At 37.4% G+C, this 22,605-nt stretch carries 26 protein-coding genes and 1 tRNA gene; 4 read left to right on the top strand and 23 right to left on the bottom strand.

The annotated features are described in order from the left end of the window. Window positions 1-238 precede the first annotated feature (238 nt). The 4 genes from BUC16_RS16560 to BUC16_RS16545 are packed head-to-tail and all read right to left on the bottom strand — an operon-like array spanning window position 239 to window position 2,882. A complete protein-coding gene (locus tag BUC16_RS16560) occupies window positions 239-805 on the bottom strand; it encodes a PhnA domain-containing protein (protein ID WP_073371929.1) in 567 nt (188 codons plus the stop codon). A gap of 55 nt (window positions 806-860) precedes the next feature. After that, a complete protein-coding gene (gene coaD / locus BUC16_RS16555; RefSeq protein ID WP_073371928.1) occupies window positions 861-1,319 on the bottom strand; it encodes a pantetheine-phosphate adenylyltransferase in 459 nt (152 codons plus the stop codon). A gap of 7 nt (window positions 1,320-1,326) precedes the next feature. Beyond that, complete coding sequence (locus BUC16_RS16550) at window positions 1,327-1,899, bottom strand: TMEM175 family protein (RefSeq protein WP_073371927.1); 573 nt, start codon at window positions 1,897-1,899, stop codon at window positions 1,327-1,329. An 11-nt stretch (window positions 1,900-1,910) separates the two neighbouring features. Beyond that, window positions 1,911-2,882, bottom strand: coding sequence for a D-alanine--D-alanine ligase (locus BUC16_RS16545; RefSeq protein WP_073371926.1), 972 nt, complete (start codon window positions 2,880-2,882; stop codon window positions 1,911-1,913). 119 nt (window positions 2,883-3,001) lie between these two features. Between BUC16_RS16545 and BUC16_RS16540 the strand changes: the two genes are divergently transcribed. After that, window positions 3,002-3,616, top strand: coding sequence for a PASTA domain-containing protein (locus tag BUC16_RS16540; protein WP_073371925.1), 615 nt, complete (start codon window positions 3,002-3,004; stop codon window positions 3,614-3,616). Beyond that, entirely contained in the window at window positions 3,606-4,649 is a 1,044-nt protein-coding gene (locus BUC16_RS16535) for an RluA family pseudouridine synthase (RefSeq protein WP_073371924.1), read from the top strand. The genes BUC16_RS16540 and BUC16_RS16535 overlap by 11 nt, the downstream gene beginning before the upstream one ends. Before the next feature lie 157 nt (window positions 4,650-4,806). Here BUC16_RS16535 and BUC16_RS16530 read toward each other — a convergent pair whose 3' ends face one another. The 6 genes from BUC16_RS16530 to BUC16_RS16505 all read right to left on the bottom strand — a co-directional run bounded on the left by BUC16_RS16530 (window position 4,807) and on the right by BUC16_RS16505 (window position 8,936). Next, entirely contained in the window at window positions 4,807-5,133 is a 327-nt protein-coding gene (locus tag BUC16_RS16530; protein WP_073371923.1) for a helix-turn-helix domain-containing protein, read from the bottom strand. A gap of 4 nt (window positions 5,134-5,137) precedes the next feature. Further along, window positions 5,138-5,479: a type II toxin-antitoxin system RelE/ParE family toxin gene (locus BUC16_RS16525; RefSeq protein ID WP_073371922.1), complete on the bottom strand. Its 342-nt coding sequence runs from the start codon at window positions 5,477-5,479 to the stop codon at window positions 5,138-5,140. An 82-nt stretch (window positions 5,480-5,561) separates the two neighbouring features. Next, complete coding sequence (locus BUC16_RS16520) at window positions 5,562-6,026, bottom strand: VOC family protein (RefSeq protein WP_073371921.1); 465 nt, start codon at window positions 6,024-6,026, stop codon at window positions 5,562-5,564. A 68-nt stretch (window positions 6,027-6,094) separates the two neighbouring features. Then, window positions 6,095-6,631, bottom strand: coding sequence for a dihydrofolate reductase family protein (locus tag BUC16_RS16515; protein WP_073371920.1), 537 nt, complete (start codon window positions 6,629-6,631; stop codon window positions 6,095-6,097). Window positions 6,632-6,843: 212 nt separating this feature from the next. Further along, window positions 6,844-7,656 (bottom strand): tRNA modification radical SAM protein MnmL/YtqA, encoded by an 813-nt coding sequence (gene mnmL / locus BUC16_RS16510; protein ID WP_211517995.1) that lies wholly within the window; start codon window positions 7,654-7,656, stop codon window positions 6,844-6,846. 23 nt (window positions 7,657-7,679) lie between these two features. Then, window positions 7,680-8,936, bottom strand: coding sequence for an ATP-binding cassette domain-containing protein (locus tag BUC16_RS16505; RefSeq protein WP_073371919.1), 1,257 nt, complete (start codon window positions 8,934-8,936; stop codon window positions 7,680-7,682). 281 nt (window positions 8,937-9,217) lie between these two features. Here BUC16_RS16505 and yaaA point away from each other — a divergent pair, with 281 nt between their 5' ends. Next, window positions 9,218-9,976, top strand: a complete 759-nt coding sequence (gene yaaA, locus BUC16_RS16495; protein WP_073371917.1) for a peroxide stress protein YaaA — start codon at window positions 9,218-9,220, stop codon at window positions 9,974-9,976. Window positions 9,977-10,130: 154 nt separating this feature from the next. Here the strand turns inward: yaaA and BUC16_RS16490 are convergent, their stop codons facing one another. The 5 genes from BUC16_RS16490 to BUC16_RS16470 all read right to left on the bottom strand — a co-directional run bounded on the left by BUC16_RS16490 (window position 10,131) and on the right by BUC16_RS16470 (window position 15,861). After that, entirely contained in the window at window positions 10,131-10,943 is an 813-nt protein-coding gene (locus BUC16_RS16490; RefSeq protein ID WP_073371916.1) for a M48 family metallopeptidase, read from the bottom strand. A 263-nt stretch (window positions 10,944-11,206) separates the two neighbouring features. After that, entirely contained in the window at window positions 11,207-12,790 is a 1,584-nt protein-coding gene (locus tag BUC16_RS16485) for an MDR family MFS transporter (protein WP_073371915.1), read from the bottom strand. Between the two features lie 43 nt (window positions 12,791-12,833). Beyond that, entirely contained in the window at window positions 12,834-13,913 is a 1,080-nt protein-coding gene (locus tag BUC16_RS16480) for an HlyD family secretion protein (RefSeq protein ID WP_073371914.1), read from the bottom strand. A gap of 12 nt (window positions 13,914-13,925) precedes the next feature. Next, window positions 13,926-15,245 (bottom strand): TolC family protein, encoded by a 1,320-nt coding sequence (locus BUC16_RS16475; RefSeq protein ID WP_073371913.1) that lies wholly within the window; start codon window positions 15,243-15,245, stop codon window positions 13,926-13,928. Then, complete coding sequence (locus tag BUC16_RS16470) at window positions 15,235-15,861, bottom strand: TetR/AcrR family transcriptional regulator (protein ID WP_073371912.1); 627 nt, start codon at window positions 15,859-15,861, stop codon at window positions 15,235-15,237. Before BUC16_RS16470 ends, BUC16_RS16475 begins: the two co-directional genes overlap by 11 nt. Before the next feature lie 223 nt (window positions 15,862-16,084). Here BUC16_RS16470 and BUC16_RS16465 point away from each other — a divergent pair, with 223 nt between their 5' ends. After that, window positions 16,085-16,957 (top strand): M48 family metalloprotease, encoded by an 873-nt coding sequence (locus tag BUC16_RS16465; RefSeq protein ID WP_073371934.1) that lies wholly within the window; start codon window positions 16,085-16,087, stop codon window positions 16,955-16,957. Window positions 16,958-17,048: 91 nt separating this feature from the next. Here the strand turns inward: BUC16_RS16465 and BUC16_RS16460 are convergent, their stop codons facing one another. The 8 genes from BUC16_RS16460 to BUC16_RS16425 form a co-directional block, all read right to left on the bottom strand. Next, a complete protein-coding gene (locus BUC16_RS16460; protein WP_073371911.1) occupies window positions 17,049-17,870 on the bottom strand; it encodes an energy transducer TonB in 822 nt (273 codons plus the stop codon). A 246-nt stretch (window positions 17,871-18,116) separates the two neighbouring features. Beyond that, window positions 18,117-18,190: transfer RNA gene (locus BUC16_RS16455), tRNA-Pro, on the bottom strand. 161 nt (window positions 18,191-18,351) lie between these two features. Next, window positions 18,352-18,651 (bottom strand): type II toxin-antitoxin system RelE/ParE family toxin, encoded by a 300-nt coding sequence (locus BUC16_RS16450; RefSeq protein WP_073371910.1) that lies wholly within the window; start codon window positions 18,649-18,651, stop codon window positions 18,352-18,354. Continuing rightward, on the bottom strand, window positions 18,651-18,896 hold the full coding sequence (locus BUC16_RS16445) for a type II toxin-antitoxin system ParD family antitoxin (RefSeq protein WP_073371933.1): 246 nt from the start codon (window positions 18,894-18,896) through the stop codon (window positions 18,651-18,653). The genes BUC16_RS16450 and BUC16_RS16445 overlap by 1 nt, the downstream gene beginning before the upstream one ends. Window positions 18,897-19,255: 359 nt before the next feature. Then, window positions 19,256-19,717, bottom strand: coding sequence for a hypothetical protein (locus BUC16_RS16440; RefSeq protein WP_141226191.1), 462 nt, complete (start codon window positions 19,715-19,717; stop codon window positions 19,256-19,258). Between the two features lie 172 nt (window positions 19,718-19,889). Then, a complete protein-coding gene (locus BUC16_RS16435) occupies window positions 19,890-20,474 on the bottom strand; it encodes a hypothetical protein (RefSeq protein WP_073371908.1) in 585 nt (194 codons plus the stop codon). 266 nt (window positions 20,475-20,740) lie between these two features. Continuing rightward, the gene (locus BUC16_RS16430; RefSeq protein WP_073371907.1) at window positions 20,741-21,292 is read right to left on the bottom strand and encodes an RNA polymerase sigma factor; all 552 of its coding nucleotides are present in this window, start codon (window positions 21,290-21,292) and stop codon (window positions 20,741-20,743) included. Next, window positions 21,283-22,389, bottom strand: a complete 1,107-nt coding sequence (locus tag BUC16_RS16425) for a glycosyltransferase (RefSeq protein ID WP_073371906.1) — start codon at window positions 22,387-22,389, stop codon at window positions 21,283-21,285. Before BUC16_RS16425 ends, BUC16_RS16430 begins: the two co-directional genes overlap by 10 nt. Between the last annotated feature and the right edge of the window lie 216 nt (window positions 22,390-22,605).

The raw sequence follows: 22,605 nt of genomic DNA, 5'->3' as shown, positions 1-22,605 counted from the left end.
AGATTTCAGATTTCAGATTTCAGATTTCAGATTTCAGATTTCAGATTTCAGATTTCAGATTTCAGATTTCAGATTTCAGATTTCAGATTTCAGATTTCAGATTTCAGATTTCAGATTTCAGATTAAGAATGTTAAACAGCTATATAAAAAAACGAAAACGTCTCGAGAAATCAAGACGTTTTCGTTTTTTTGCTAACTGCTAACTGCTAACTGCTAACTGCTAACTGCTAACTGCTAACTAAATTTTCTTTACGTATTGCGTGATAATCACTATGGTTTGACCATCAACTCTTCCTTCAATATATTCGGCATTTTCGTGGTCTAGTCTGATGTTGCGAACGGCAGTTCCTTGTTTGGCCACCATACTCGATCCTTTTACTTTCAAATCTTTGATTAAAACCACGGAATCTCCGGTTTCTAGAATAACACCATTGCTGTCGCGGTGAATCACTTTGTTCTCGTCTTCTTCGCCTTCACCAGTTGCCTGAGCCCAAGCCAAATCATCTTCGTCAAGGTACATTTGCTCCAATAATTCCTGGTTGCGCAAACGGCTCAACATTCTCCAAGAAACAATTTGAACAGGAAGATGTTCGCTCCACATACTATCATTCAGGCATCTCCAAAGGTTTACATCCATTTTTTCAGGATTTTCGATTTGGTCTATAAGAGTTACATTGATTAAAATACTTTCGTCAATTCCGCCTTTTCGCGTTGGAAGAATTTGATATACTTTTAAATCTTCAGTAACGCCGGAAAGTTCACATTTTCCACCACTGCGTTTGATTAATTCTCTTTCTATACTCATTTTGTTTCTTTTGTTATTTTCGGCGAAAGTAGGCTATAATAGCCTTTTTTCAAATTTATTTTTTAACTCTAACCGCTTCAGGAACCAATAATTGATATTCTCCGTTATGGCGGAGAACATCTCTCACGATGCTTGAACTGATAAAGGATGTTTTTGCAGCGGTCAACAAAAACACCGTTTCAATTTTTGACATTCTTCGATTGGTGTGGGCGATGGCTTTTTCGAATTCGAAATCGGCTGGATTTCGCAGGCCGCGGAGGATGAAATTGGCATTGATTTTTTTGCATAAATCAATGGTTAGTCCTTCATAAGTAATGACGGAAACCTTTGGTTCATCTTTAAATGTTTCTTCGATAAATTGTTTTCTTTCTTCAAGCGAGAACATATATTTCTTTTCGGCATTAATACCAATAGCAATTACAATTTCGTCAAACAAAGGAATTCCTCTTCTGATAATATCTTCGTGACCCAATGTAATTGGATCGAATGATCCTGGAAAAATGGCTTTTTTCATTTTCGTCTTAATTTAGTTGTTTTTCAATTCTCGAATCCGGAACAATCCAAAGTAGTGCTACCGCAATATAGAGTAATCCGGAAATCCAGGGAGAAACAAATGCTAATGGGATTGCTGAAATATAAATTAATGTTGATATTTTACCTTTGAGGTCATTTTCAACGGCCTTGTGTAAAATAGAATCGTTTCCTTCTAATTTTATAATTCTGTTTTGAAGTATGTTATAAGCAATAGCACACATCAGCAGGACAAAACCATAAATGCTCATTGGTACTGCCGAAAAATGATGTTCTCCAATCCAACTGGTGGCAAATGGAATCAACGACAGCCAAAAAAGCAAAAACAAATTGCCCCACAAAACAGAACCATTAATTCTCTTAACTACCTGAAACATATGATGATGATTGTTCCAATAAATGCCCACATAAATGAAACTCAAAACATAACTCAGAAAAACCGGAATCAAGTGTTGCAAGGATTCAAAACTATCGTCTTCAGGTGCTTTTATTTCCAATACCATTATGGTGATAATAATGGCCAGTACGCCATCGCTAAAGGCTTCGAGTCTGCTTTTGTTCATAATTTGAGTGATTAAGCTAAAGCCAATTCTATGGCATTCGTGAATAAATCCTCCAATGAAATACCTGCTGCTTTGGCTTGTTGCGGAATTAAACTTTCGGTTGTTAACCCAGGAATGGTGTTCATTTCGAGCATATGGGGTTCTCCTTTTACAAAGATGAATTCGCTTCTGGAGAAACCTTTCATTTTCAAGACTTCATAAGCACGTTTGGCTACTTCGCTCACTTTTCGGGTCATTTCTTCGGAAATTCTGGCAGGTGTTATTTCCTGGGATTTTCCTTGGTATTTGGCTTCGTAATCGAAGAAGTCGTTTTCAGAAACAATTTCGGTTATGGGCAAAACGATTATTTCTCCTTGATAATTGATGACTCCTACAGAAACTTCTGTTCCGTCCAAGAAACTTTCGATGATGATTTCGTTGTCTTCTTTATAGGCGACTTCGATGGCAATTGGCAATTCAGCTTCGGTTTTTACTTTGGAAATTCCAAAACTGGAGCCCGATTTGTTGGGTTTTACGAAACAAGGCAAGCCCACGGTTTTAACGATTTCGGCAGTGTCGATGTGTTCGCCTTTGTTCAAATAGTAAGAAGTGGCGGTTTTGATGCCGTAAGGTTTCAAAACCGAAAGCATGTCACGTTTGTTGAACGTCAATGCGGCTTGGTAATAATCGCAGGAAGATTGCGGCATTCCAATTAATTCAAAATAAGCCTGCATCAATCCGTCTTCGCCCGGTGTTCCGTGAATGGCGTTGAAAACACAGTCGAAAGTGATTTTGGTTCCGTTTACCGTTGTTGAAAAATCATTTTTGTCTATTGGAAATTCAGCGTCGTTGTCGTCAACATAGACCCATTTTTCTTTGAAAATATGGATGCGAAATCCGTTGTATTTGGTTTTGTCAAGAAATTGATAGACTACGTTTCCGCTGATTAAGGAGATTTTGTATTCGCTTGAATATCCGCCCATTATGATGGCAATGTTTTTCATTTTATGAGTTTAATCGGTTAATTGTTTAATCGATTAACCGATTAAACGTTTTCCAAACAAAATTAGAATTTTTTTTGGAACGAAATACCTTTATCTTTGTGACTTATAAAAATAAATTTATGAGCTTACGTAAGTATCTTACCAGCCGCGTATTTTTTGGACAAGCATTTGCGGCTCTTGTCATTCTTGCCGTTTTGAGTTATTTGTTCATGCATTGGTTGACTTTTACCACCGATCACGGTCACGAAATCACGGTACCTAATTTGGCCAAATTAACCGAAGAGCAAGTGGAGGAAAAACTCGACGAATTGGATTTGGATTATGTGCTTTTGGACAGTGTGGACTACAACAGCGATTACCCAAAATATAGCGTTGTGGAGCAAGATCCATTGCCGGGCGCCAAAGTAAAAGAGGGAAGAAAAGTATATATAAAAATCAATGCTTCCGGGTTTTCGTCTGTGCGAATTCCAGATTTGATTGACAAAACCTATCGTGAAGCGGTGCCAACATTAAAAGCTTTGGGTCTTGAAGAAGGCACGATCACGTATATCCCGAATCTTGGAAAAGACATGGTTTTGGAAATGCGTTGCAAAGGTAGAAATGTTAAACCTGGAGATCGCGTTTTGAAAGCTTCCAAAATTGATTTGGTGTTGGGCGACGGAAAAGAAAGTTATGTGGAAGAAGTGGACACTACGGCCACGCCAACAGTTGTAACACCTGAAAATGAACAATAATATTGATACCACGGAGGATTTAGAAGACGAATTATTCGAACATTATCGATTTGACGTTCCCAAAGGACAATTGCTTTTGAGAATCGACAAATATTTGATGAACATGATTCCGAATGCAACTCGAAACAAAATCCAGAATGCAGCTACTGCCGGCGATATTTATGTGAATGATATTCCCGTAAAATCGAATTACAAGGTAAAACCCTTGGACGTGATACGTATTATGTTGTCGCATCCGCCATTCGAAAATAGGGTGGATCCTGAAGATATTCCGTTGGATATTGTCTATGAAGACGATGCCCTTTTGCTTGTCAACAAACCACCCGATTTTGTGGTTCATCCGGGTCACGGAAATTATACGGGAACCTTGGTGAATGCCTTGGCACATCATTTCGAGAATTTGCCAATGAACAGCAGCGAACGTCCGGGATTGGTTCATCGAATTGATAAAGATACTTCTGGACTTTTGGTTATTGCCAAAACGGAAGCGGCCATGACGCATCTTGCCAAGCAATTTGAAGCCAAAACTACCGAAAGAGAGTATATTGCGCTTGTTTGGGGAAATGTTGTGGAAGATGAAGGAACGATTGAAGGAAACATTGCCCGTCACGTAAAAGACCGTATGCAAATGGCGGTTTTTGCCGATCCGGAAATTGGAAAACCTGCCGTGACCCATTACAAAGTATTGGAACGTTTTGGTTATGTGACTTTGGTTTCCTGTATTCTGGAAACGGGAAGAACGCACCAGATTCGGGTACACATGAAACACATTGGTCATCCTCTTTTTAATGACGAGCGTTATGGTGGTCATTTAATTTTGAAAGGCACCACGTTTACCAAATACAAACAATTTATAGAAAACTGTTTCAAGGCTTTGCCACGTCAAGCTTTGCATGCCAAAACGCTTGGTTTTGTTCATCCTAATACGGGAGAATATATGCGTTTTGATACCGAATTGCCACAGGATTTTCAGGATTGCATCGAAAAATGGAGAGGCTATTCTAAAACACACGCTACGGAGGAAGAGGAGTAAAGAATTGGTACGCTAATGACACTGATTTTGACGGATAAAAACGGATTTTTTTATTTGTTTATGATAGAAAGGAAAAGCCCTATCGGAATAGACTGCCCCCAAAAAGTTAGACACTATTTGGGGGTATTTTTATGGAAAGAAAAGTTAATATAGTTTTTTATGTTAATTGTAAATTCTGTTTTTCGATTGTTACGTTAAAATTTATATCAGCTTTTAATGCTTTAAAAACTTTTAAGATAGTGTCAATTGTTGCACTATTGGTACTGCTTTCTAGTTTGGAAATTTGTGCTTTTTTTACGCCTACAAGTTCGCCTAATTGCTCTTGAGTTAGATTTCGCTCTTGTCTGGCTTTTTTAATCATTCGACCCAAAACATCCATACGAAGTTCATATTCATATTTTTCTCTTTCTTCAGTTCCAATGGTTCCGATATATTTGTCTTTCATTTCTGAAAGTGAAGTTGATTTTATTTCTGTAGTTGCCATAGCATCATTTTTTAGGTTTGTTTTCAAAATATTTAGCTCTTATTTTGCTTGCTCTTTCTATCTCGTTTGAAGGAACTTTGTCTACTTTTTTTACGAATCCGTGAGTTGCAAAAACTAATGTGTTTTTATCGTCTGTTTTGTCCCAAAATGCCAACAGTCTAATTTGAAGTCCGCCAAATTTTGTTCTAAATTCCCAAATATCATTTTGTAATTTTTTGAATAATTTGGGGTCGTTGGTTTGTTCGGCAATATCAATATTATAGAAAACCTTGGAAATGGTTTTCCTGTCGAGTTTTGCTATAAATTTTTCGGCTTCTTCTAAAAATTGGGTTTCGAAATATTTCAAACGTATAATTTTATACAAAGGTAACAAAAGTTTCTAAATTTAGAAACTTTTGTTGGCTTTTGATTTTTAATTTGTTTTGGTATTATTCTCCAGCAAACATTTTGTCCATTCGGGTTTGCATCTCTTCCTGCGGGACATCTTCTTTGTGTGTTGCAATCATCCATCTATAACCAAAGGGATCAATGACTTGTCCAACTCTGTCGCCGTAAAATTCGTCTTTTAGAGGCATATATTCTTTTGCTCCTGCGTCGATTGCTCTTTGAAATGATTTGTCCACATTGGGTACGTATAAACCAATTGTTAGTGGATTTCCGCCTAATGTTTCAGGACTTTTGGTTCCCCAATCCGGGTTTTCTTCTGCCATCATTATTAGTGAACCTTCGATGTCTAGTTCTGCGTGGGCTATTTTACCATCGGGCATTAGCAAACGAAGTTTTTCGATTGCCCCAAATGCTTTTTTGTAAAATTCAATTGCCTCGCTACAGCCTTTAATGTTGATGTAAGCATTAAGCGAGTTGGCTCCTGGATAAATATGTGATTTTGCCATAACTTTAGTTTTTAATTTATTGAGTAAAGTTAATAACGTAAAGTATGTTTTAAATAGTGTTTATCTATTTATTTATCAATACGTTGGTAGTGGAGTTGAACTAATCCTTTTTCAAATTGTTTGGTGGAAATAAGTTTTAATCTTTGTTCTGGTCTTCCGTCTTTGAAAAGTTTTGTACCGTTCCCTACAAAAACAGGAATAATTGAAATGATAAATTCGTCAATTAGGTCATGTTTCAAAAGTTCATTTATAATTTCTGAACCGCCATCACAATATATGTTCTTTTTGCCTTCTTCGGATTTAAGTTTGGTAACCAATTCAATGAAATCATCGGTATAGAATTTTATTGAACCAATATCAGGTCTTGGTGTCCGGGTAATAATATAGGTGTCTTTTTTTCCATACGGAGAATCAAAAGCCATTGTACTTACCTTGTCGTAAGTTTTGCGTCCAAGAATTATGGTATCTATTGTTTTTATAAAGTCTGCATATCCGTAGTCTTCTCCTTTTTGTTCTACAATGGAAAGAAAATCGAGGTTGTTATTGGGTTTGGCAATGTAACCGTCTAAACTCGTGGCTATGTATATAAATAATTTTCTATTCATAAAAATAGTTTTTTTTGATTGTGAAGTTATTGTCACGTGTGAAACTATCGTGTTGGCAAGGGATTTCTGGATTGTTATTTGGCGATATAAAGTGAACCCTGCACAATTTCCCTGCGTTCAATTTCGTTCTCGATATAGGTTTGAATCTGGGTTTTTTTCAAGCCCCAATTGGGGGCAATCAGCAAATCCCAATCGGAAATTCCAAACAAGCGCTAGATGACTATATCGGGACGCAAGAGCGGAATCAATTCGCAAAGCAAATCGGTGTATTCTTCCAAACTGAAGAGCTTGAAAGGTTCTCTCTTGTATTTGACGCCCATAATCGAGCCTTCGACGATGTGTAAATGGTGGAATTTTACGAATTTAATTTGCGGAAAACGGTTTATTTCGTGAATGTAATTCAACATCATTTCGCGGGTTTCCCAAGGGAAGCCAAAAATGGTGTGCACGCACAAATCAATTTTGCTGTCTTTCAACAATTCCACTGCGGCAACAAATTCGGCGTGGCTGCAACCTCGGTTGATTTGCTCCAAGGTTTCGTCATAAATCGATTCCATTCCCATTTCCAAATCCACGTCGAATCGGTCGCAATAACTTTCCAGCAAGGCCACTTTTTCGGCATCGATGCAATCAGGTCTCGTGCCCACGGAAAAGCCCACGACATCCTCGGTATTGATGGACAAAGCCTCGTCGTACATCGTTTTCAAAAGAGAAACAGGCGCATAGGTATTGGAATTCGGCTGGAAATAGACAATGAATTTATCGGCTTTGTACTGGTTTTTGGCGCGTTCCATTCCATCTTTTAATTGCGTTGAAATGGTTGGCGATTTCCTGGAAAGTTCGGGCGTGAACGAATCGACATTGCAATAGGTGCAACCACCGTAGCCCTTGCTTCCGTCGCGGTTGGGACAAGAAAATCCACCGTCCACAATGACTTTATAAACCCGTTGTCCGTTGTATTTTTCACGCAAGTGTGCGCCGTAATTATTGTATCCTTTGGCTTCTGGCAGGGGTGTTGTCTTCATGTTTCAAAATTAAGAAATTCGATTTATTGAACGGGATTTGTCACGTGGTTTATTTTGCCAATAGACCCCGTTTTCTTTGGAATTAATTCAAAAATAGAAGTGGGTTTCAGCGCAGGTTCTACTCGATGCGAAACATAAATAATTGTCATGTTGGTTTCTTGAATCAAGATATTGATGAGGTCGATGACCATGGCGGAATTGTGGTCGTCGAGACCTTCGAGAGGTTCGTCCAAAATGATTAAAGGCGGATGTTTCAAAACGGCACGAACAATCAAAATGACTCTTTGTTGACCCAAAGACAGGTTTTGGAACGACTTGTTTTTTAAATGACCCATCGCAATGACTTCCAGCCATTGTGCCGCGATTTGTTGTTGTAAAATGGTCGGTTGGATATACAATCCAATGGAATCGAAAAATCCCGAGAGCACCATTTGCTCCAAAGTCTGGTTTCTTTTGAATAAGTGCGTCATCGAAGTCGAGAAAATCCCGATGTTTTTCTTGATGTCCCAAACGCTTTCGCCGCTTCCTTTTTTTCTTCCAAAAAGAAATAATTCCTGTCCAAAACCTTTTGGGTTTTCTCCCGTAATCATTGATAAAATGGTGCTTTTTCCTGAACCGTTGGGGCCAACAAGTTGCCAAAATTCACCTTGTTTAATCGTCCAAAAAATGGAGTCTATAATGGGTTTTTCGTTGTAACTTACCGAAACGCTGTCCATTTTGACAAGGATGGAATCTTTGTTCTCATACGAATGCAAAGGTTTTGGAATGAACGTGGTTTTCATTTTTCGAACTTTGCTTGTTGGAGTGTCGACGGGTTTCACGACAAAAGAATCGTCGGTTATCTGCGCCTTGTTTTCAATGAAAGAAAGCAAATCTTCCGTGCGGTTGACCAATTGTATGAAGCCCAACGATTTTGATAATTCTTTCAAAGTATTGATCAATGTTTTTCTTGAAGCTTGATCCAAATGGTCGAAAGGATTGTCCAAAATGATGTAATCTGGATTTTGGTTCAGGCAATATTTCAGGAATTCCTTTTTTTGTTCGCCCGCCGAGAACGTGCGTAATTTTCTGTTCAATTCTTTGGGAGCGGCTTCGCAAATGTCGTATTGCTCTTCTTTTTCGATGAATTGTTGGATGGTGCTATCCGAAAAAAGAATGCCTTTCAAGTTATTGTACACGGCCAATTCGCCAATGCTGTTTCCGGAAAGTACCGTTTTGATGAATTGATTTTTATTGACAAAATCGGATAAAATGATATTCCAATGGGGATTGTTGTTCATTGTAAAAAGTATGTATGAAGGCTGGTATTATCTTTTGTAAAACTAAAAAATAATTTGTGCCTATTTGTGAAATTTGTGGTAAAAAAAACAATAAAAATGGCACGCGCCTCTCGTCTTTGCTCGAGATGACAAATGCGGATTTTGGCGGATAAAAACGGATTTTCAATCTGTGTGAATCCTTTTTATCCGTTTGAATCCGTGGATGAAAAAAATATCCGCCAATTTTCGTTTTCGGATTTTCAATTTGTACTTTTGAAATCGTTTTAAAACAAATTAAAAAAATGAAAATTGTCATATCGCCAGCCAAATCGCTAAACTTCGAGAAAGCATTGCCCATCGCCAAATATTCGGAAGGGAAGTTCCTGAAAGAATCTCGCCAAGTTCACAAAGTGTTGAAGCAAAAATCTCCCAAAAATCTTTCGGAATTAATGGATATTTCGGATAAACTGGCTGATTTGAATTGGCAACGCAACCAAGATTGGAAAACGCCTTTCACCAAAGAAAATGCACGTCCAGCCGTTTTTACTTTCGATGGCGATGTTTACACGGGTTTGGATGCCTATTCAATTCCAATAGAAAAACTGGACGATTTGCAAGACCGTTTGCGAATATTGTCGGGTTTGTACGGGCTCTTGAAACCTTTGGATTTAATTCAGGCGTATCGTTTGGAAATGGGAACCAAATTGCCCATTGGCGAAAGCAAAAACTTGTACGAATTTTGGAAGCCCATTATTGCCAAAGCTTTGAACAAGGAACTTCACAAAGGGGAATTGTTCGTCAATTTGGCCAGCAATGAATATTTCTCGGCAGTGGATGTAAAAGCCTTGAAAGTTCCCGTAATCACGCCGGAATTCAAGGATTACAAAGATGGAAAACTAAAAATCATCAGTTTTTTTGCCAAGAAGGCGAGAGGCATGATGGTGCGTTACATCATTGACACGAATGCACAAACCATCGAAGATTTGAAAGGCTTTAACTATGAAGGCTACCAGTTTGATGCTAATTTGTCGAAAGGGAATAACTTGGTTTTTACGAGATAGATTTCAGTTGGCAGATAATTAGAGTAGAAAGCATAAAAAAGCTCCGAATCTCACTTTGAATAGTGAAATTCGGAGCTTTTAAACTTGTCTTAGTTTTGTTATCTGAAATCTGCAGACTGCTTCTGCCATCTGCTTTCTGCAACCCGCCTATTGATTATTTGACTGCATTGACTTTGGCCGCTATTGCTTTTGCTTCCGGAATTAATATTTTTAGGTTTGCAATTCTCGTGGCATCGGATGGGTGGGTGCTTAAGAATTCGGAGGGAGCTCCACCTCCGGATTGTGCGGACATTCTTTGCCAGAAAACAATAGACTCCTCCGGATTATAACCCGCAATGGCCATTAAAATAAGTCCTATTTTGTCGGCTTCGCTTTCATGGCTTCGGCTAAATGGGAGCATTCCTCCAACTTGAGAGCCTATACCGTATACTTGTTGCCACATTTGCTGATTCTCGGCACTTTGTCCTCCTGTGGCGACAGCTAATCCCGCAGCACCTATTCCCTGTAATTGGGAGGCACTCATTCTCTGTGCCCCATGATTTGCCAAAGCGTGAGAAACCTCATGTCCCAAAACTGTCGCCAAACCGTTATCGTCTTTGGTTACAGGTAAAATTCCGGAGTAAACAACGATTTTCCCTCCCGGCATACACCAAGCGTTTACATCTTTGTTATCAACTAATTTATATTCCCATTGGTAACCTTTTAAATATTCGGGTTTTCCGAGATAGGCAGCATATTTTTCGGCAGCGGCTTTGATCTTTAATCCTACTTCTTCTACTTTTTTGGCCTCCGGCGTTCCTGAAATAACTTTGTTTTCTTTCAGAAAAGTACCGTATTGTTGGAATGAAGTTGGAAATAATTCACTGTTGGATACAAAATTAAGTTCTTTCTTTCCTGTGATAGGATTGGAGGCGCAAGAATGCAACAAGGCTATAACTCCTGCTCCGATTAATAAAAATTTCTTCATAATGTTGCGTTTTTAAATGTTTCTACAAAATTTTTATTCTTCTTGGGGTTCTAAACAATCCAATTGCCCGTCAATGTGGTAAATATTGATCTAGGCGGGGATAACCATTCTGATGGTCAACTAAAACGGCTCTAACAAAGTTACTCATAAATTGTGAGTTATTGGTTATTTATTAGTTGTGAGAGTTGTATTTAGGACTGGGTAAAATAAAAAATGCCGAGGGTACAATTCTCGGCATTTTTCTCATTACAAATTACAATTTTCTAATGCATGGCATCAGCAGGATCAATTTTGTTTTTTCCTTTTTTGACCATCAGAATAAAAGGAATGCACAGCAGGAACAAGATTCCGAGATACATGAAAATGTCCATATAGGACAATACGGAACTTTGCAGCATCACTTTTGATTCTATTATTTTATAGGCTTTGGACAAGGCTTCATTGTAACTGTATCCTTTAGCCATAAAGCCCATCTGCAGTTGATGCACGGTTTGTTGTACTTTATAAGAACTTTGGTCAAGATAGGATATCAAATTCACGCGGTGTTCCTGATTGAGCCTGGTGAGGTAAGTGGTAATGATGGCAATACCGAAAGAACCTCCCAATTGTCGCATCATTCCCGTAAAAGCTGCCCCTTCACCAATATGTTTCCCTTTTAGGGTGGACAATGATAAAGTGGTAATTGGCACAAACAATAAGCCCAAACCAACACCTCTAAGGATTAACGGCCAAAACATGTGCTCAACGCCCGTGTCCGGTGTCATTATTCCGTGCATCAAAAAGGTAAAAATGAAGAACACAAGGAATCCTCCCGCTGCCATATAGACTTGGGGAACGCCACGCTGAATCATTTTACCAATAAATGGCATCATGATACCCGTTGTTATGGAACTTGGAATCAGCAACAATCCCGCATCAGTTGCCGTCCATCCCAATACGGACTGGGTGTATATCGGAATGATGAAGGTCGATCCAAACAGTCCGAATCCCATAATGAATGACATAACGGTTCCGATTCGAAGATTGGTGTCTTTCAAGACTTTCAAATTTACGATTGGATGTTTATAAACGAGCTCACGCCATATAAACAGGATTAAACCAAAGAAGGAAACTACGCTTAAGGTCACGATCATGTTGTCATTGAACCAATCGTCCTGTTGGCCGTGTTCCAATACAAATTGCAGTGAACCGATGAAAGTGGTCAAGAGTACAATTCCCCACCAATCGACCTGGTTTGCTTTTAGTTTGTCCCCATATTTTGGACTTTTTACATAACCAATGGTTAGTAAAGTGGCGATAATACCTATCGGAATGTTGATGTAAAAAATGAAAGGCCATGAAAAATGGTCAACAATATAACCACCCAAAGGCGGTCCCAACGTTGGCCCAACAATAACTCCCATTCCGTAAATCGCTTGTGCCATTCCTCTTTTGGCCATGGGATAACTCTCGGTGATAATGGTTTGCGCGGTTACCAATAAGGCTCCACCTCCCAAACCCTGTATGAACCGAAAGGCAACAAGTTCCCAAATATTGGTGGCATTTCCGCATAAAAACGAAGCTACCGTAAAAACGACAATCGAGGTCGCAAAGTAATTACGGCGACCAAATTGTTGCGACAACCAACTTGTCATTGGGATTACAATTACGTTTGCAATTGCATACGCTGTAATCACCCAAGCGACATCGGTTAGGGTAGCACCTAGGCTACCTCTCATATTATTTAGGGCTACGTTTACAATCGTGGTATCCACGATTTCCAGTAAAGCACACATTATACAGGTTATCGTGATAATGACCCTGTTTATGCCGTATTCTACTAAATCGTCATCTCCGTTTTGTACCATTTTAGATTTTTAAAGTGTAATGGTTTAAATTTTGCTCAACCGATTATTTCAAATGAACATCAACATCAGCGTTCATGCCTGGGCGAAGCAATTTTATTTTTTCAGGATCGTTTGAAGGTTTCAAGCTTATTTTTACCGGTAATCTTTGGATGGTTTTTACAAAGTTTCCTGTTGCGTTATCTGGCGGAAGCAATGAAAAACGAGATCCGGTTGCTGGCGAGAACGAGGTAAGCGTTCCTTCAAAATCATAATCAGGATAAGCATCCACACTTACCGTTACTTTTTGACCAATAATCATTTTGTTCAATTGTGTTTCTTTAAAATTAGCCACAACCCAAGCTTCATTGTTGTTGATGATGTAAAATAAAGATTGTCCTTGTTGAACCAATTGTCCCGGTTGAATGTCAATTTTTGAAACTTGGCCGTCAATGGCAGCAGTCACTACAGTGTAACTCAAGTTCAATTCAGCCACTTCCAACAATGCTTTTGCTTTTTTGATATTGGCGGCGGCCACTTCAGTTTGTTTGTCGCTAACTCTTGATTTTGCTTCAATTACCGTTTTTTGGTAAGCACTCGCTTTTTGTTGTTGTTGCAAAATACGAACTTGGCTTTCCGCTTCCTGTTTTGTGGCTAATGCTTGTTCGTATTGTTGTTTCGTGATGGAGTGATTTTTGTATAAGTTTTCATAACGCACATAATCGCTGTTTGCTCTTCCCAATCTAATTTTTGCAGTTTCGATATTTCCACCAGCCGATTGTACATTGGCATCCGAAACGGCAATACTTGCCAAAGCGCTTCCAATATCTTCTTTGGCTACTTCAAATCCACCTTCTGCAGCTATAAATGCAGCATTGGCTTCTTCAATTTTTAATTGGTAATCTCTTTTGTCAATGGTAAACAAAGTATCTCCTTTTTTTACATAATCATTGTCTTTTACATACACTTTGCTGATATACCCCGAAACTCTTGGGATAATTGGGTTCATGTTTTTCTCTATTTGGGCATCATCCGTTTCTTCGTGTGCTTGAGAATGAAGGTATTTCGTGATTCCGTAAGTTCCTCCAACCAGGATTAAAACCGAAAGGATTATAATGAATTTTTTGTTTGTTTTTTTCTTTTCCATGATAGGGTATGGTTATATTTTTGAAAGGTTGAAGGTTTGTGATAATTGTCCGGTAGCCGAAAGTAATTCGTAGTATTTTTGAATGACATCCACTTTGGCAATGGTTTCGGCTATTTTTGATTTCAGTTGCTCCACGTCGGCTTCCAGTAAATCATTGGTGTCCGAAAGTCCGTTTTCGTATTTGTCTTTTACGATTCGGTAGTTTTCAGTGGCTTGTTCAACAGCTTGATTGTAAACAACATTTTGTTTTATGGCCAAATCATAATTGGTGATAGACTGTTGTACTTGAACCCTGATGTTGTCTTTTAAAAGTTCTTCGGTGTTTTTTATCTCAAGCGCTTTGCTTTCGGCAATTTTTACCTGGGTGCCATTTTTTAGAATACCGCTGATGTCATAAGATAGACCTACACCTACAAACATGGCGTTTTCCAATGTCACGACATTGTTGAGGTTCAGGGCTGTATATCCTCCAGTCAAAGCAACGTTGGGATAATAATCTCCCTTGGCTATCTTGATGTTGTTTTGGGTAGCTTTTTCCTGAAATTGCAGTGCTTCCAAATCTTTACGGTTTTGAAAAGCCGGTTGTTCGTCCGTTGGAATGGCATTTTTTGGAAAGTTGATCAAATCACTTTCGGTTACTGCCAGTCTTGTTTCAGCCGGTAATTTCAACAACGTAACCAAATAGTAATTGATTATTTTTTCATTGTGCAAAGCTTCATCAAGCGACAACTGAATTTTGGAAACCTGGAGTTGTGCCTTCAATAAATCATTTCGTGGAATGATTCCGTTTTTTTCCAAGGCGACAAAATCATTGACACGTTGTTGGGCGCTTTTTTGATTTTCCTTCAATAACTCGATGGTTCTTTGCGCTTTGTGTAAATTGGCATAATAGTTTATGACTCTCATGGCCACATCTTCTTTGGTTTTGTATGCCATTGCATTTTCGGCTTGAAACAAATTATCCTGAAGTTTTATGCCGTTTTGAATTTTCATTCCTGCATAAATAGGCAGTTTCAAGCTGGCTTGACCAATAAACATTCTGTCCGGCACGGGAAATGATCCCGATCCTGCATCAACTTCCAGGTGTACGGTTGGTTCCGTTAATTGCAACGCTTGTCCGGTAAGTTTTAAATCTGGATATTGGGTGTTCTTGGCCGATTGTAATTCTTGTTTCTTGGTTTCGACTTTGGTGTTGGCCAATGAAATTTCATTACTTTTTGTCCAAGCCAATTGTATGGCCTCTTCCAGCTTTAAATTGGTCTTGTCTTGGGCATTGATGGATGAAATTCCAATGAAGAACCCTCCCAAGAGCATTAAATGACTAATTTTCATATATCAATAGGGCTTTAATGGTTTGTTGAATGTGTTTTGTCAAATCTGTTTTGATGTAATTGTTGTATGCTTCTTCCGTTTTCAAGTCTAATATTTCTTCAAAAAAAGGTTTGTTCATCTGGAAATGAAAATAGGTTCCCAGAATGGTTGGAGTTAGCAGCGGAATTATCACGTCTTTTCTAAAAACACCCTTGGCTTGACCTTCTTGAATAATGAGTTCCAATGATTTTAAGTTTGACTTTTTTATGTCTGTAAAGGACTCCAATTCCAACACTTTCTTTTTTGATGCCAATTCAAAATGCAGTATTCGGTAAATTCCCCTGTTGCAATTGAGTCGATTGATGTAAAGTTCTATCAGCTTGTTTATTTTTTCAATAGGTTCGAGGTTTTCTTCTATCAAATTGACCAGTTGTTCTTTGAGTCCAGAAGTTTTGAATAATACCAAGGCTTCCAGCAACTTTTCTTTGCTGCCAAAATAATAGGAAACCATGGCGACGTTAATCTTGGCTTCTTTTGAAATATCCCGAATCGAAGTGCCGTCAAATCCTTTTTCGGCAAATAGCGTTTCGGCTATTTTTAAAATTTGGATTTGTTTGTCGTTTAAATCGTTTTCCATTGTGTTCTGATTTTAAGAGCGCAAAATTAAACAACTGTTTAATTTAAACAGTTGTTTAATTTTTGTTTAACGTTTTTTTAACACTTAAAAATATTGATTTTGGAAAGTAAAATAAGTTTGAAGGTTAACCTTGTCTTAAATTTATTGTGGAATGCAGGAAAACTTTTTTAGAAAATCAAAACTTAATATTATATTTGTTATGCTGAACCAATACTTAAAAAAGATGAAAAGAGAATCGATATTTTTAGTTGTGTTAATTGCTTTTTTGGGTTTTTCAAATGCCAATGCGCAAATTAAATTTGATGAAAAAGCCTTGGGGGCTGTTCAAAAAGGGATAACTGGATTTACTTTTAGCGATGCACAGGCTGCCCAATTATCAAAAGAAGCCGTTGTTAAAATGGATGCTGAACACGTCATTGCAGGTCCAACGGATCCATATACCATTCGGTTAAACAAGATTTTTGGGAAATACACCAACGCTTATGGATTGGCTTTAAACTATAAAGTTTATGTTCTCAAAGAAGTAAATGCTTTCGCCACCGCCGATGGGAGTGTACGTGTTTACACTGGTTTGATGGATGTAATGGACGACAATGAATTGTTGGTGGTTATTGGTCATGAAATTGGCCATGTTGTCAATCACGATTCCAGGGATGCCATCAAAGCGGCTTATCAAAAAGAAGCCTTGATTGATGGTGCCGCTTCACAATCAGGCAAGGTTGCAGTGATAACCGACAGTCAATTGGGAAAAATAGGCAGTGCCATGATAGATTGCAAACACAGCCGAAAACAAGAATCGCAAGCGGATACCTTTGCCTACGATTTCATGAAGAAAAACGGTTATGACGTGAATGCCGTTGAATCTGCTTTTACAATTTTGGCAAAATTGAGTGGGGGAACCCAAAGTGATTTTTTGACTCGCATGATGAGTTCGCACCCAGATTCGCAAGAAAGAGCCAATAATGCCAGAAAGAGAGCCGAAAAAGAGGGATTGTACAAAGCTTACGTGCATAAAATGCCGGTTGTGGCTAAACCAAAAACTACCACCAAGACCACCACAACGACTACAAAAACTACGACTACCACAAAAAAATAATGATTGGATTTCAATTGTGTTTTTCAATAACAAAAGCAGAACTTTTCGGTTCTGCTTTTTAATTTGAGGACTGCTTGATAATTATGTTTATTTATTTCATTTCCAATACAATCGGCAAATTGTAGGCGGTTCGAACGGGTTTCGAATCAATTATTCCCGGAGACCATTTGGTTTTCAAGGATTTCAAAACTCGAACTGCTTCTCTGCCCAAACCGTAACCAGGATCTCTGCTAACCTTGATGTCGGTCATGCTACCGTCTTTTTCGATGACAAATGACACATAAACCCTAAGGGTGTTGATGTCGTCAATTTCAGGTTTTTCAAAATTGTTGCCTACATATTTGTAGAATTTATCCATTCCGCCTGGAAATTCAGGCATTTTGTCCAAGATGGCGGTGTTCACGACAGTGGTTCCGTAATCAACTGCTTTGGTGGTTTCGGTTCCGGTTCCTGCTCCATTTCCTGAAGTCGGGTTCGTGCCAATTGTTCCTGTTCCATCCGAAATCACGTCAGAGACATTTTTGTTTTCCACGTTTGTGGCTATGTCTGGATTAGCGTCCGCTGGATGCACGATAACCGGATTTATGAGTTGGTCTTTCACTATTGTGGCTTCAGTCGCTTGGCTTTGTATCTCGGGAAGCATTGGTTCCACTATTTTGTCAAGATTGACTTTGGTAATGACAATAGGGTCTGAATCTTCTGGAATTGTAATGACGGGTTCAACATTTCGATTGAAATGGCTGGCAATTGTCGTAATTGTCCCAATGGACGCCACAAACAAGAATCCAATAAACAGGGCGGTCAAGGAACTTTTGACACTTTCACGTCGCAATTGATAGGCGCCGTATTCCTGGTTTCTGTTTTCGAAAATAAGGTCAATCCAACGGGTTTCGTAAATACTTAATCTAGACATAATTTGTGGTTTTTATTGTTAGGTATTTATCAAGTCATAAGCAGTGTCTTTTAACACATAACGTAAAAGATGTTTAATTTAATATATAAAATATCGATTATTTTTAAATTATTTTAACAAGAAGAATAGGAGTCACTGTTTTCGGGGCTTTGCGAAAAAAACGACAACTTTTAGGATTAAAGTTGGTTTGCTCATTTGTAAAAAAACAAAAGCCTGACTTGTTTACAGTCAGGCTTTTTGTTGCTGTCGGGATGACTGGATTCGAACCAGCGACCCCTAGCACCCCATGCTAGTACGCTACCTGGCTGCGCTACATCCCGCACTGTCAAAGCGATTGCAAAGATATTTTTTTACTGTTTATTTTCCAAATCATTCCAAATACAAAACCAACTTTCCATTAAGCCAAATGCCCACCCGAGGCTGCAAGCCGAACGGACGAAGTAAATCCGTTGTTGTACCTGTTAGCAGTAGCTTTTTTTATTTAGTCAGCTAATCGGTTTTCAATATCCATTCTTTCGTGTAAAACTCTTATGACTTCAATTTCATTAGTTTTGTCTTTTTTAAAGAAAATTAAATGTGATTTTACTTTTGAATATTTATATGATTTTCTAATTTTTCCAAAATCAATAGCCATATCAAAATTATCTACGATATATTCAATTTCGTCAATAATTAAGTTATAATATCTATTTGCTTGTTCAACAGACCAATTTTCTGCTGTATAAATCCAAATGTTATTGATGTCTTCTAATGCCTTTTCACTAATTATATACTCTGACATTATTTTTGAAAATTAGCTTTTAGCATTTCAAGATTTTTATTGCGGTCAAAATTTCTGATTTTGCTACTCTTTTCACCAATTTTTAGTTCATTGATTAAAGATTTTGTTTTATTTTCTTCTTGTTCGAAAACTCTTAAAGCAGTTCTAACAACTTCACTCACTGAACTATATTTTCCTGTAGCAATTTGTTCATTAATAAAATTTTCAAAATAGTCTCCTAATAATATTGATGTATTTCGTGCCATAATTTTTTTTATCAAAGATACCAATAATTGGTATTAAATTCAAATTTTTTTGTTTTTTGCGCAAAAGATACTGCTAACGTCAGTCTGTGAAAAAACTAAAATCAACCTCTTGAGAATCCCATATTTGAGTTTTTTCTTTGGTAGAGCCCTCCGAATACTTTCTGAATTTGAAGTAGTTTTTTCACAGCCTGACGTTCTCGCGCTACAAGCAGTTTGGGACTAAATTAAGCCCATTCTTCGGATTTGCCACCCGAGCGGTAGCGAATAGGCGAAGCAAATAATCCCAAATACAAAACCAACTTTCCATTAAGCCAAATACCCAAATCCGTTGTAGTGGCTGTTGGCGGTAGTGCATTTATTTATTCCACTTTTTCATAAACAATTCCATTACATTCATCACCATCTCCAATTGTAATCATTATCGAAGTTTTTCCGTCTTTTTTGCATAGAGGTTGAACACAAATTCCCTCTAACTCAAAATAGCAGATTTTCTCTTTATCCATAAACGAGTAGAACCATTTTCCTGTTTTATTCCTTTTAGAGTCATTTCCTTTTTCTGCAAATATTTTGTCAGCTAAACTTTCAGGATTATCCTCAAAAAGAAACTTGAATTGTTTGTTTTCCGATATTTCAAGTTTTAGAGGCCAAGTATAATAGTCTTCGTTTAAATATGATTTTGATTTTTCGCTTAATTCATATTTCCCAATTATTTCTCTTTTAGATGGTTCGTAATTTATTTCTTCATAACCATTTTGCCAAGAACAAAACAAAGGATGACAACTTATAAATATCAAAAAGATAAATATGGTCTTAATTTTCATTTCGGTTTTTTTTAGGTTGCATTACCGCCAACGCTCCGCGGCTTGGCGCAGTAGCGACTGCGTGAAACGATTATTTTCTTGCTAAGATAAGATTTTCCAGCGGAAAATCGAACGTTGTTATTTATTCTAAATTTAGCTATTGTGCCAAACCGTTGTTAGCAGTAGTTGTTTTTTAATTATTGCTTTGCCACTCAAAATCTTTTTCATCATTTGATAACTCACTTCTTTTAGAATTATAATCTGTTATTTTCCAATACGTAGTGTAAGTTCCAGCTCCATCTGAAAAGAAAGCATAAAGTATATAAAAATCTTTATATTTTTCAAGTTTGAATTGATCTTTACTCAATTCACCACTATGATTTGGATTATAGATTTGTGACGCATCTAGTTTAATAGATTTATTATTAATATGAATTGATAATTTTTCAAGTTCGTTTTTTGGAAAATCCATTCTAAAATCTGAACCATAATAATCTTTGTCATCAATTTTACAGATATATCTTGCATCAATACTTTCACAATATTCAATTTTGTGTTCTTTTTCAATAAAATTTTTTATTGACCAGATTAAATGTATGTTGTTTGTTATGTCAATTTTTCCTTTAGTTGTTTTTTTTTGTTGATTTATTTTTTCAACTCTAGTAAGTTCTTGTTTTTCTATTACTTCACCGAAATTGTCATCCTCTTTTTTTAAAAGAAAAACAACAATAAAAATTAAAGCAAACATTATAATTGAAAACGTGATTTTATTTTTCATTTTTACGCAATGTTAGTTTACAATTACTGCTAACTTGTATATATGTGTGACAAAATCACACAAAGCCAACCTTTTTTGGGTAGGTATGTGTGACAAACGTCACATACTATTTAGTTTCAAATATATAAATAATTATTTACTAATAATCAAATGGGTTTTTTATTTGTTTAATACTTTTCGTACTTACGGAGTTTAAAAGTAAAAGGGTAGTAAGTTTTTTTTCTATAACAAATAATGGGTACGGCTGTTTTGCAAGCCCAAATAAATTATCGATTATCCTGGATGATTTCTGCCAAAAGTTTTTTGGCACGAAGCAGTTTTATTTTGACGTTGCTTAGGGGTTCGTCAATTTTGTTGGCAATTTCCTGATAGCTCATTTCCTGGAAATAACGCAGCTGGATGACTTCCTGATAATGCGGTTTGAGTTGTTTGATGAATTGCAGCAACTGCGAAAGGTTTTGCTCGGTAATCAATTCGTCTTCCGCCGATGGAGTGGTGTCGGCAATGTTGTAGGCTTGCTGGTTTTCGTCGTCGGTAATTTCGATGAAAAGACCTGCCTTCTTTTTTCGCATCAAGTCGATGTGGACGTTTTTGGCAATGGCAATCAGCCAAGTGTTGAACTGGAATTCTGGGTTGTAACTGGCGATTTTGTCAAAGGCTTTCGAGAAAGTTTCGATGGTGATGTCTTCTGCATTGGTTTCGTTTTCAGTGCGTTTGAGCATAAAACCATAGACTTCATTCCAATAAAAATCCAATAGAAAAGTGAAGGCCGTTTGATCGCCTTTTTTCGCTTTTTCTATTTGTTGATTTATTTCCAATATACCGGCTTTGAAAAAATATTCGTGATGAACACATTTAATTGTGTGAAGATAAGCACAATTTCAATAATGGGAAACCAATACATCACATCTTTTTCTTTAAGTTTTCCGGCCGAGTACCCCAGGGTGATCCAAGTGAACGAATATCGGAAACCCACCAAACTCAAAACAATGATCCATTGGTATTGGAAAGCCAATAAAATAGTGGCCAAAAGCAGGAACAACAACTGCGAAGCATAAAAAACAGACAGTTTGATTTTGTCGAATGGTTTGTAAAAATTGGCCGTTGAAACGTGTCTTCTTTTTTGGGTAAACCAATCCTTGTATTTTGTTTTCGGTTGCGAATAAGTGAAACTTTCAGGCAAATAACAAAGTGCCGTGTTCTTGCTTTTTGCCACTTGATTGATGAATAAATCGTCGTCGCCGGAACGAACCTGGATGTGGCTGATGAAACCGTTTACATTGAAAAATTCCTCTTTTTTGTAGGCCAAATTGCGGCCGATTCCCATGTAAGGTTGGCCGATTTTTGCCCAGGAAAAATATTGGACTGCCGTAAGCAAGGTTTCAAAACGGATGATTTTATTCAAGAAGGATTTGGCCACTTTTTCATAGGCACCATAACCCAAAACGATGGTTTTGTGCATCGTGAATTGGGAACTCATTGTCGTAATCCAGTCTTTTGAAGTGGGATAGCAATCGGCATCCGTGAAAAGCAAATAGTCTTTTTTGGAAGCTTTAATCCCGAGAGTCAAGGCATATTTTTTGTTTCCCCAAAATGCCTCGTTGTTTTTTACTTTTACCAATTTTACATTGGAATATTGTTTTTCGAATTCTTCGAAAATATCCAAAGTGTTGTCGCTCGAAGCATCGTCTATGAGGATGATTTCAAAATCGGGATAATCTTGTTCGGCAAGCAACGGAATATATTTGGCCACATTTTCGTCTTCATTTTTGGCGCAAACAATAACGGAAATCGATATTTTTTTTGGATTTGATTTATGTGCTTTGGCGAAAGCAAATTTCCCAAAGACAATCAGATAATACGCAAGTTGAATGGCAACTACAACAATAAAAAAGTATAAAGTAAAGATTAACATATAGGCTTGGCTTCTTTTAAAATCTGTGCAAAGGTAATTATCAATTGTCAATTAACCATCGATAAACGGCAATTAGTTTTTAGTTTGTTTTTCAAAAGGTTCTGCTGGTATTTGTGTGAAAGACAAAACATTTAAACCATTAAGAAAATTAAGATTTGCAGTGTTCTTAACCTTCTTAATTTTCTTAATGGTTAAAAAAAAATGTTCAAAACATTT

The organism is Flavobacterium fluvii, assembly GCF_900129545.1.
Lineage (GTDB): Bacteria > Bacteroidota > Bacteroidia > Flavobacteriales > Flavobacteriaceae > Flavobacterium > Flavobacterium fluvii.
The sequence above is the reverse complement of the archived record's forward strand: the minus strand, read 5'-3'. Positions and strand labels throughout refer to the sequence as shown.

Excerpts from the sequence above, each read along its gene's own strand:
- BUC16_RS16435 (WP_073371908.1), bottom strand. The coding sequence starts at position 20,474 with ATGAAAAATAAAATCACGTTTTCAATTATAATGTTTGCTTTAATTTTT.
- BUC16_RS16440 (WP_141226191.1), bottom strand. The coding sequence starts at position 19,717 with ATGAAAATTAAGACCATATTTATCTTTTTGATATTTATAAGTTGTCAT.
- BUC16_RS16505 (WP_073371919.1), bottom strand. The coding sequence starts at position 8,936 with ATGAACAACAATCCCCATTGGAATATCATTTTATCCGATTTTGTCAAT.
- BUC16_RS16560 (WP_073371929.1), bottom strand. The coding sequence starts at position 805 with ATGAGTATAGAAAGAGAATTAATCAAACGCAGTGGTGGAAAATGTGAA.
- BUC16_RS16470 (WP_073371912.1), bottom strand. The coding sequence starts at position 15,861 with ATGGAAAACGATTTAAACGACAAACAAATCCAAATTTTAAAAATAGCC.
- BUC16_RS16460 (WP_073371911.1), bottom strand. The coding sequence starts at position 17,870 with ATGTCTAGATTAAGTATTTACGAAACCCGTTGGATTGACCTTATTTTC.
- BUC16_RS16475 (WP_073371913.1), bottom strand. The coding sequence starts at position 15,245 with ATGAAAATTAGTCATTTAATGCTCTTGGGAGGGTTCTTCATTGGAATT.
- coaD (WP_073371928.1), bottom strand. The coding sequence starts at position 1,319 with ATGAAAAAAGCCATTTTTCCAGGATCATTCGATCCAATTACATTGGGT.
- BUC16_RS16465 (WP_073371934.1), top strand. The coding sequence starts at position 16,085 with ATGAAAAGAGAATCGATATTTTTAGTTGTGTTAATTGCTTTTTTGGGT.
- BUC16_RS16550 (WP_073371927.1), bottom strand. The coding sequence starts at position 1,899 with ATGAACAAAAGCAGACTCGAAGCCTTTAGCGATGGCGTACTGGCCATT.
- BUC16_RS16480 (WP_073371914.1), bottom strand. The coding sequence starts at position 13,913 with ATGGAAAAGAAAAAAACAAACAAAAAATTCATTATAATCCTTTCGGTT.
- BUC16_RS16485 (WP_073371915.1), bottom strand. The coding sequence starts at position 12,790 with ATGGTACAAAACGGAGATGACGATTTAGTAGAATACGGCATAAACAGG.
- BUC16_RS16530 (WP_073371923.1), bottom strand. The coding sequence starts at position 5,133 with ATGGCAACTACAGAAATAAAATCAACTTCACTTTCAGAAATGAAAGAC.
- BUC16_RS16515 (WP_073371920.1), bottom strand. The coding sequence starts at position 6,631 with ATGAATAGAAAATTATTTATATACATAGCCACGAGTTTAGACGGTTAC.
- BUC16_RS16545 (WP_073371926.1), bottom strand. The coding sequence starts at position 2,882 with ATGAAAAACATTGCCATCATAATGGGCGGATATTCAAGCGAATACAAA.
- yaaA (WP_073371917.1), top strand. The coding sequence starts at position 9,218 with ATGAAAATTGTCATATCGCCAGCCAAATCGCTAAACTTCGAGAAAGCA.
- BUC16_RS16540 (WP_073371925.1), top strand. The coding sequence starts at position 3,002 with ATGAGCTTACGTAAGTATCTTACCAGCCGCGTATTTTTTGGACAAGCA.
- BUC16_RS16425 (WP_073371906.1), bottom strand. The coding sequence starts at position 22,389 with ATGTTAATCTTTACTTTATACTTTTTTATTGTTGTAGTTGCCATTCAA.
- BUC16_RS16520 (WP_073371921.1), bottom strand. The coding sequence starts at position 6,026 with ATGGCAAAATCACATATTTATCCAGGAGCCAACTCGCTTAATGCTTAC.
- BUC16_RS16535 (WP_073371924.1), top strand. The coding sequence starts at position 3,606 with ATGAACAATAATATTGATACCACGGAGGATTTAGAAGACGAATTATTC.
- BUC16_RS16490 (WP_073371916.1), bottom strand. The coding sequence starts at position 10,943 with ATGAAGAAATTTTTATTAATCGGAGCAGGAGTTATAGCCTTGTTGCAT.
- mnmL (WP_211517995.1), bottom strand. The coding sequence starts at position 7,656 with ATGAAGACAACACCCCTGCCAGAAGCCAAAGGATACAATAATTACGGC.
- BUC16_RS16450 (WP_073371910.1), bottom strand. The coding sequence starts at position 18,651 with ATGTCAGAGTATATAATTAGTGAAAAGGCATTAGAAGACATCAATAAC.
- BUC16_RS16445 (WP_073371933.1), bottom strand. The coding sequence starts at position 18,896 with ATGGCACGAAATACATCAATATTATTAGGAGACTATTTTGAAAATTTT.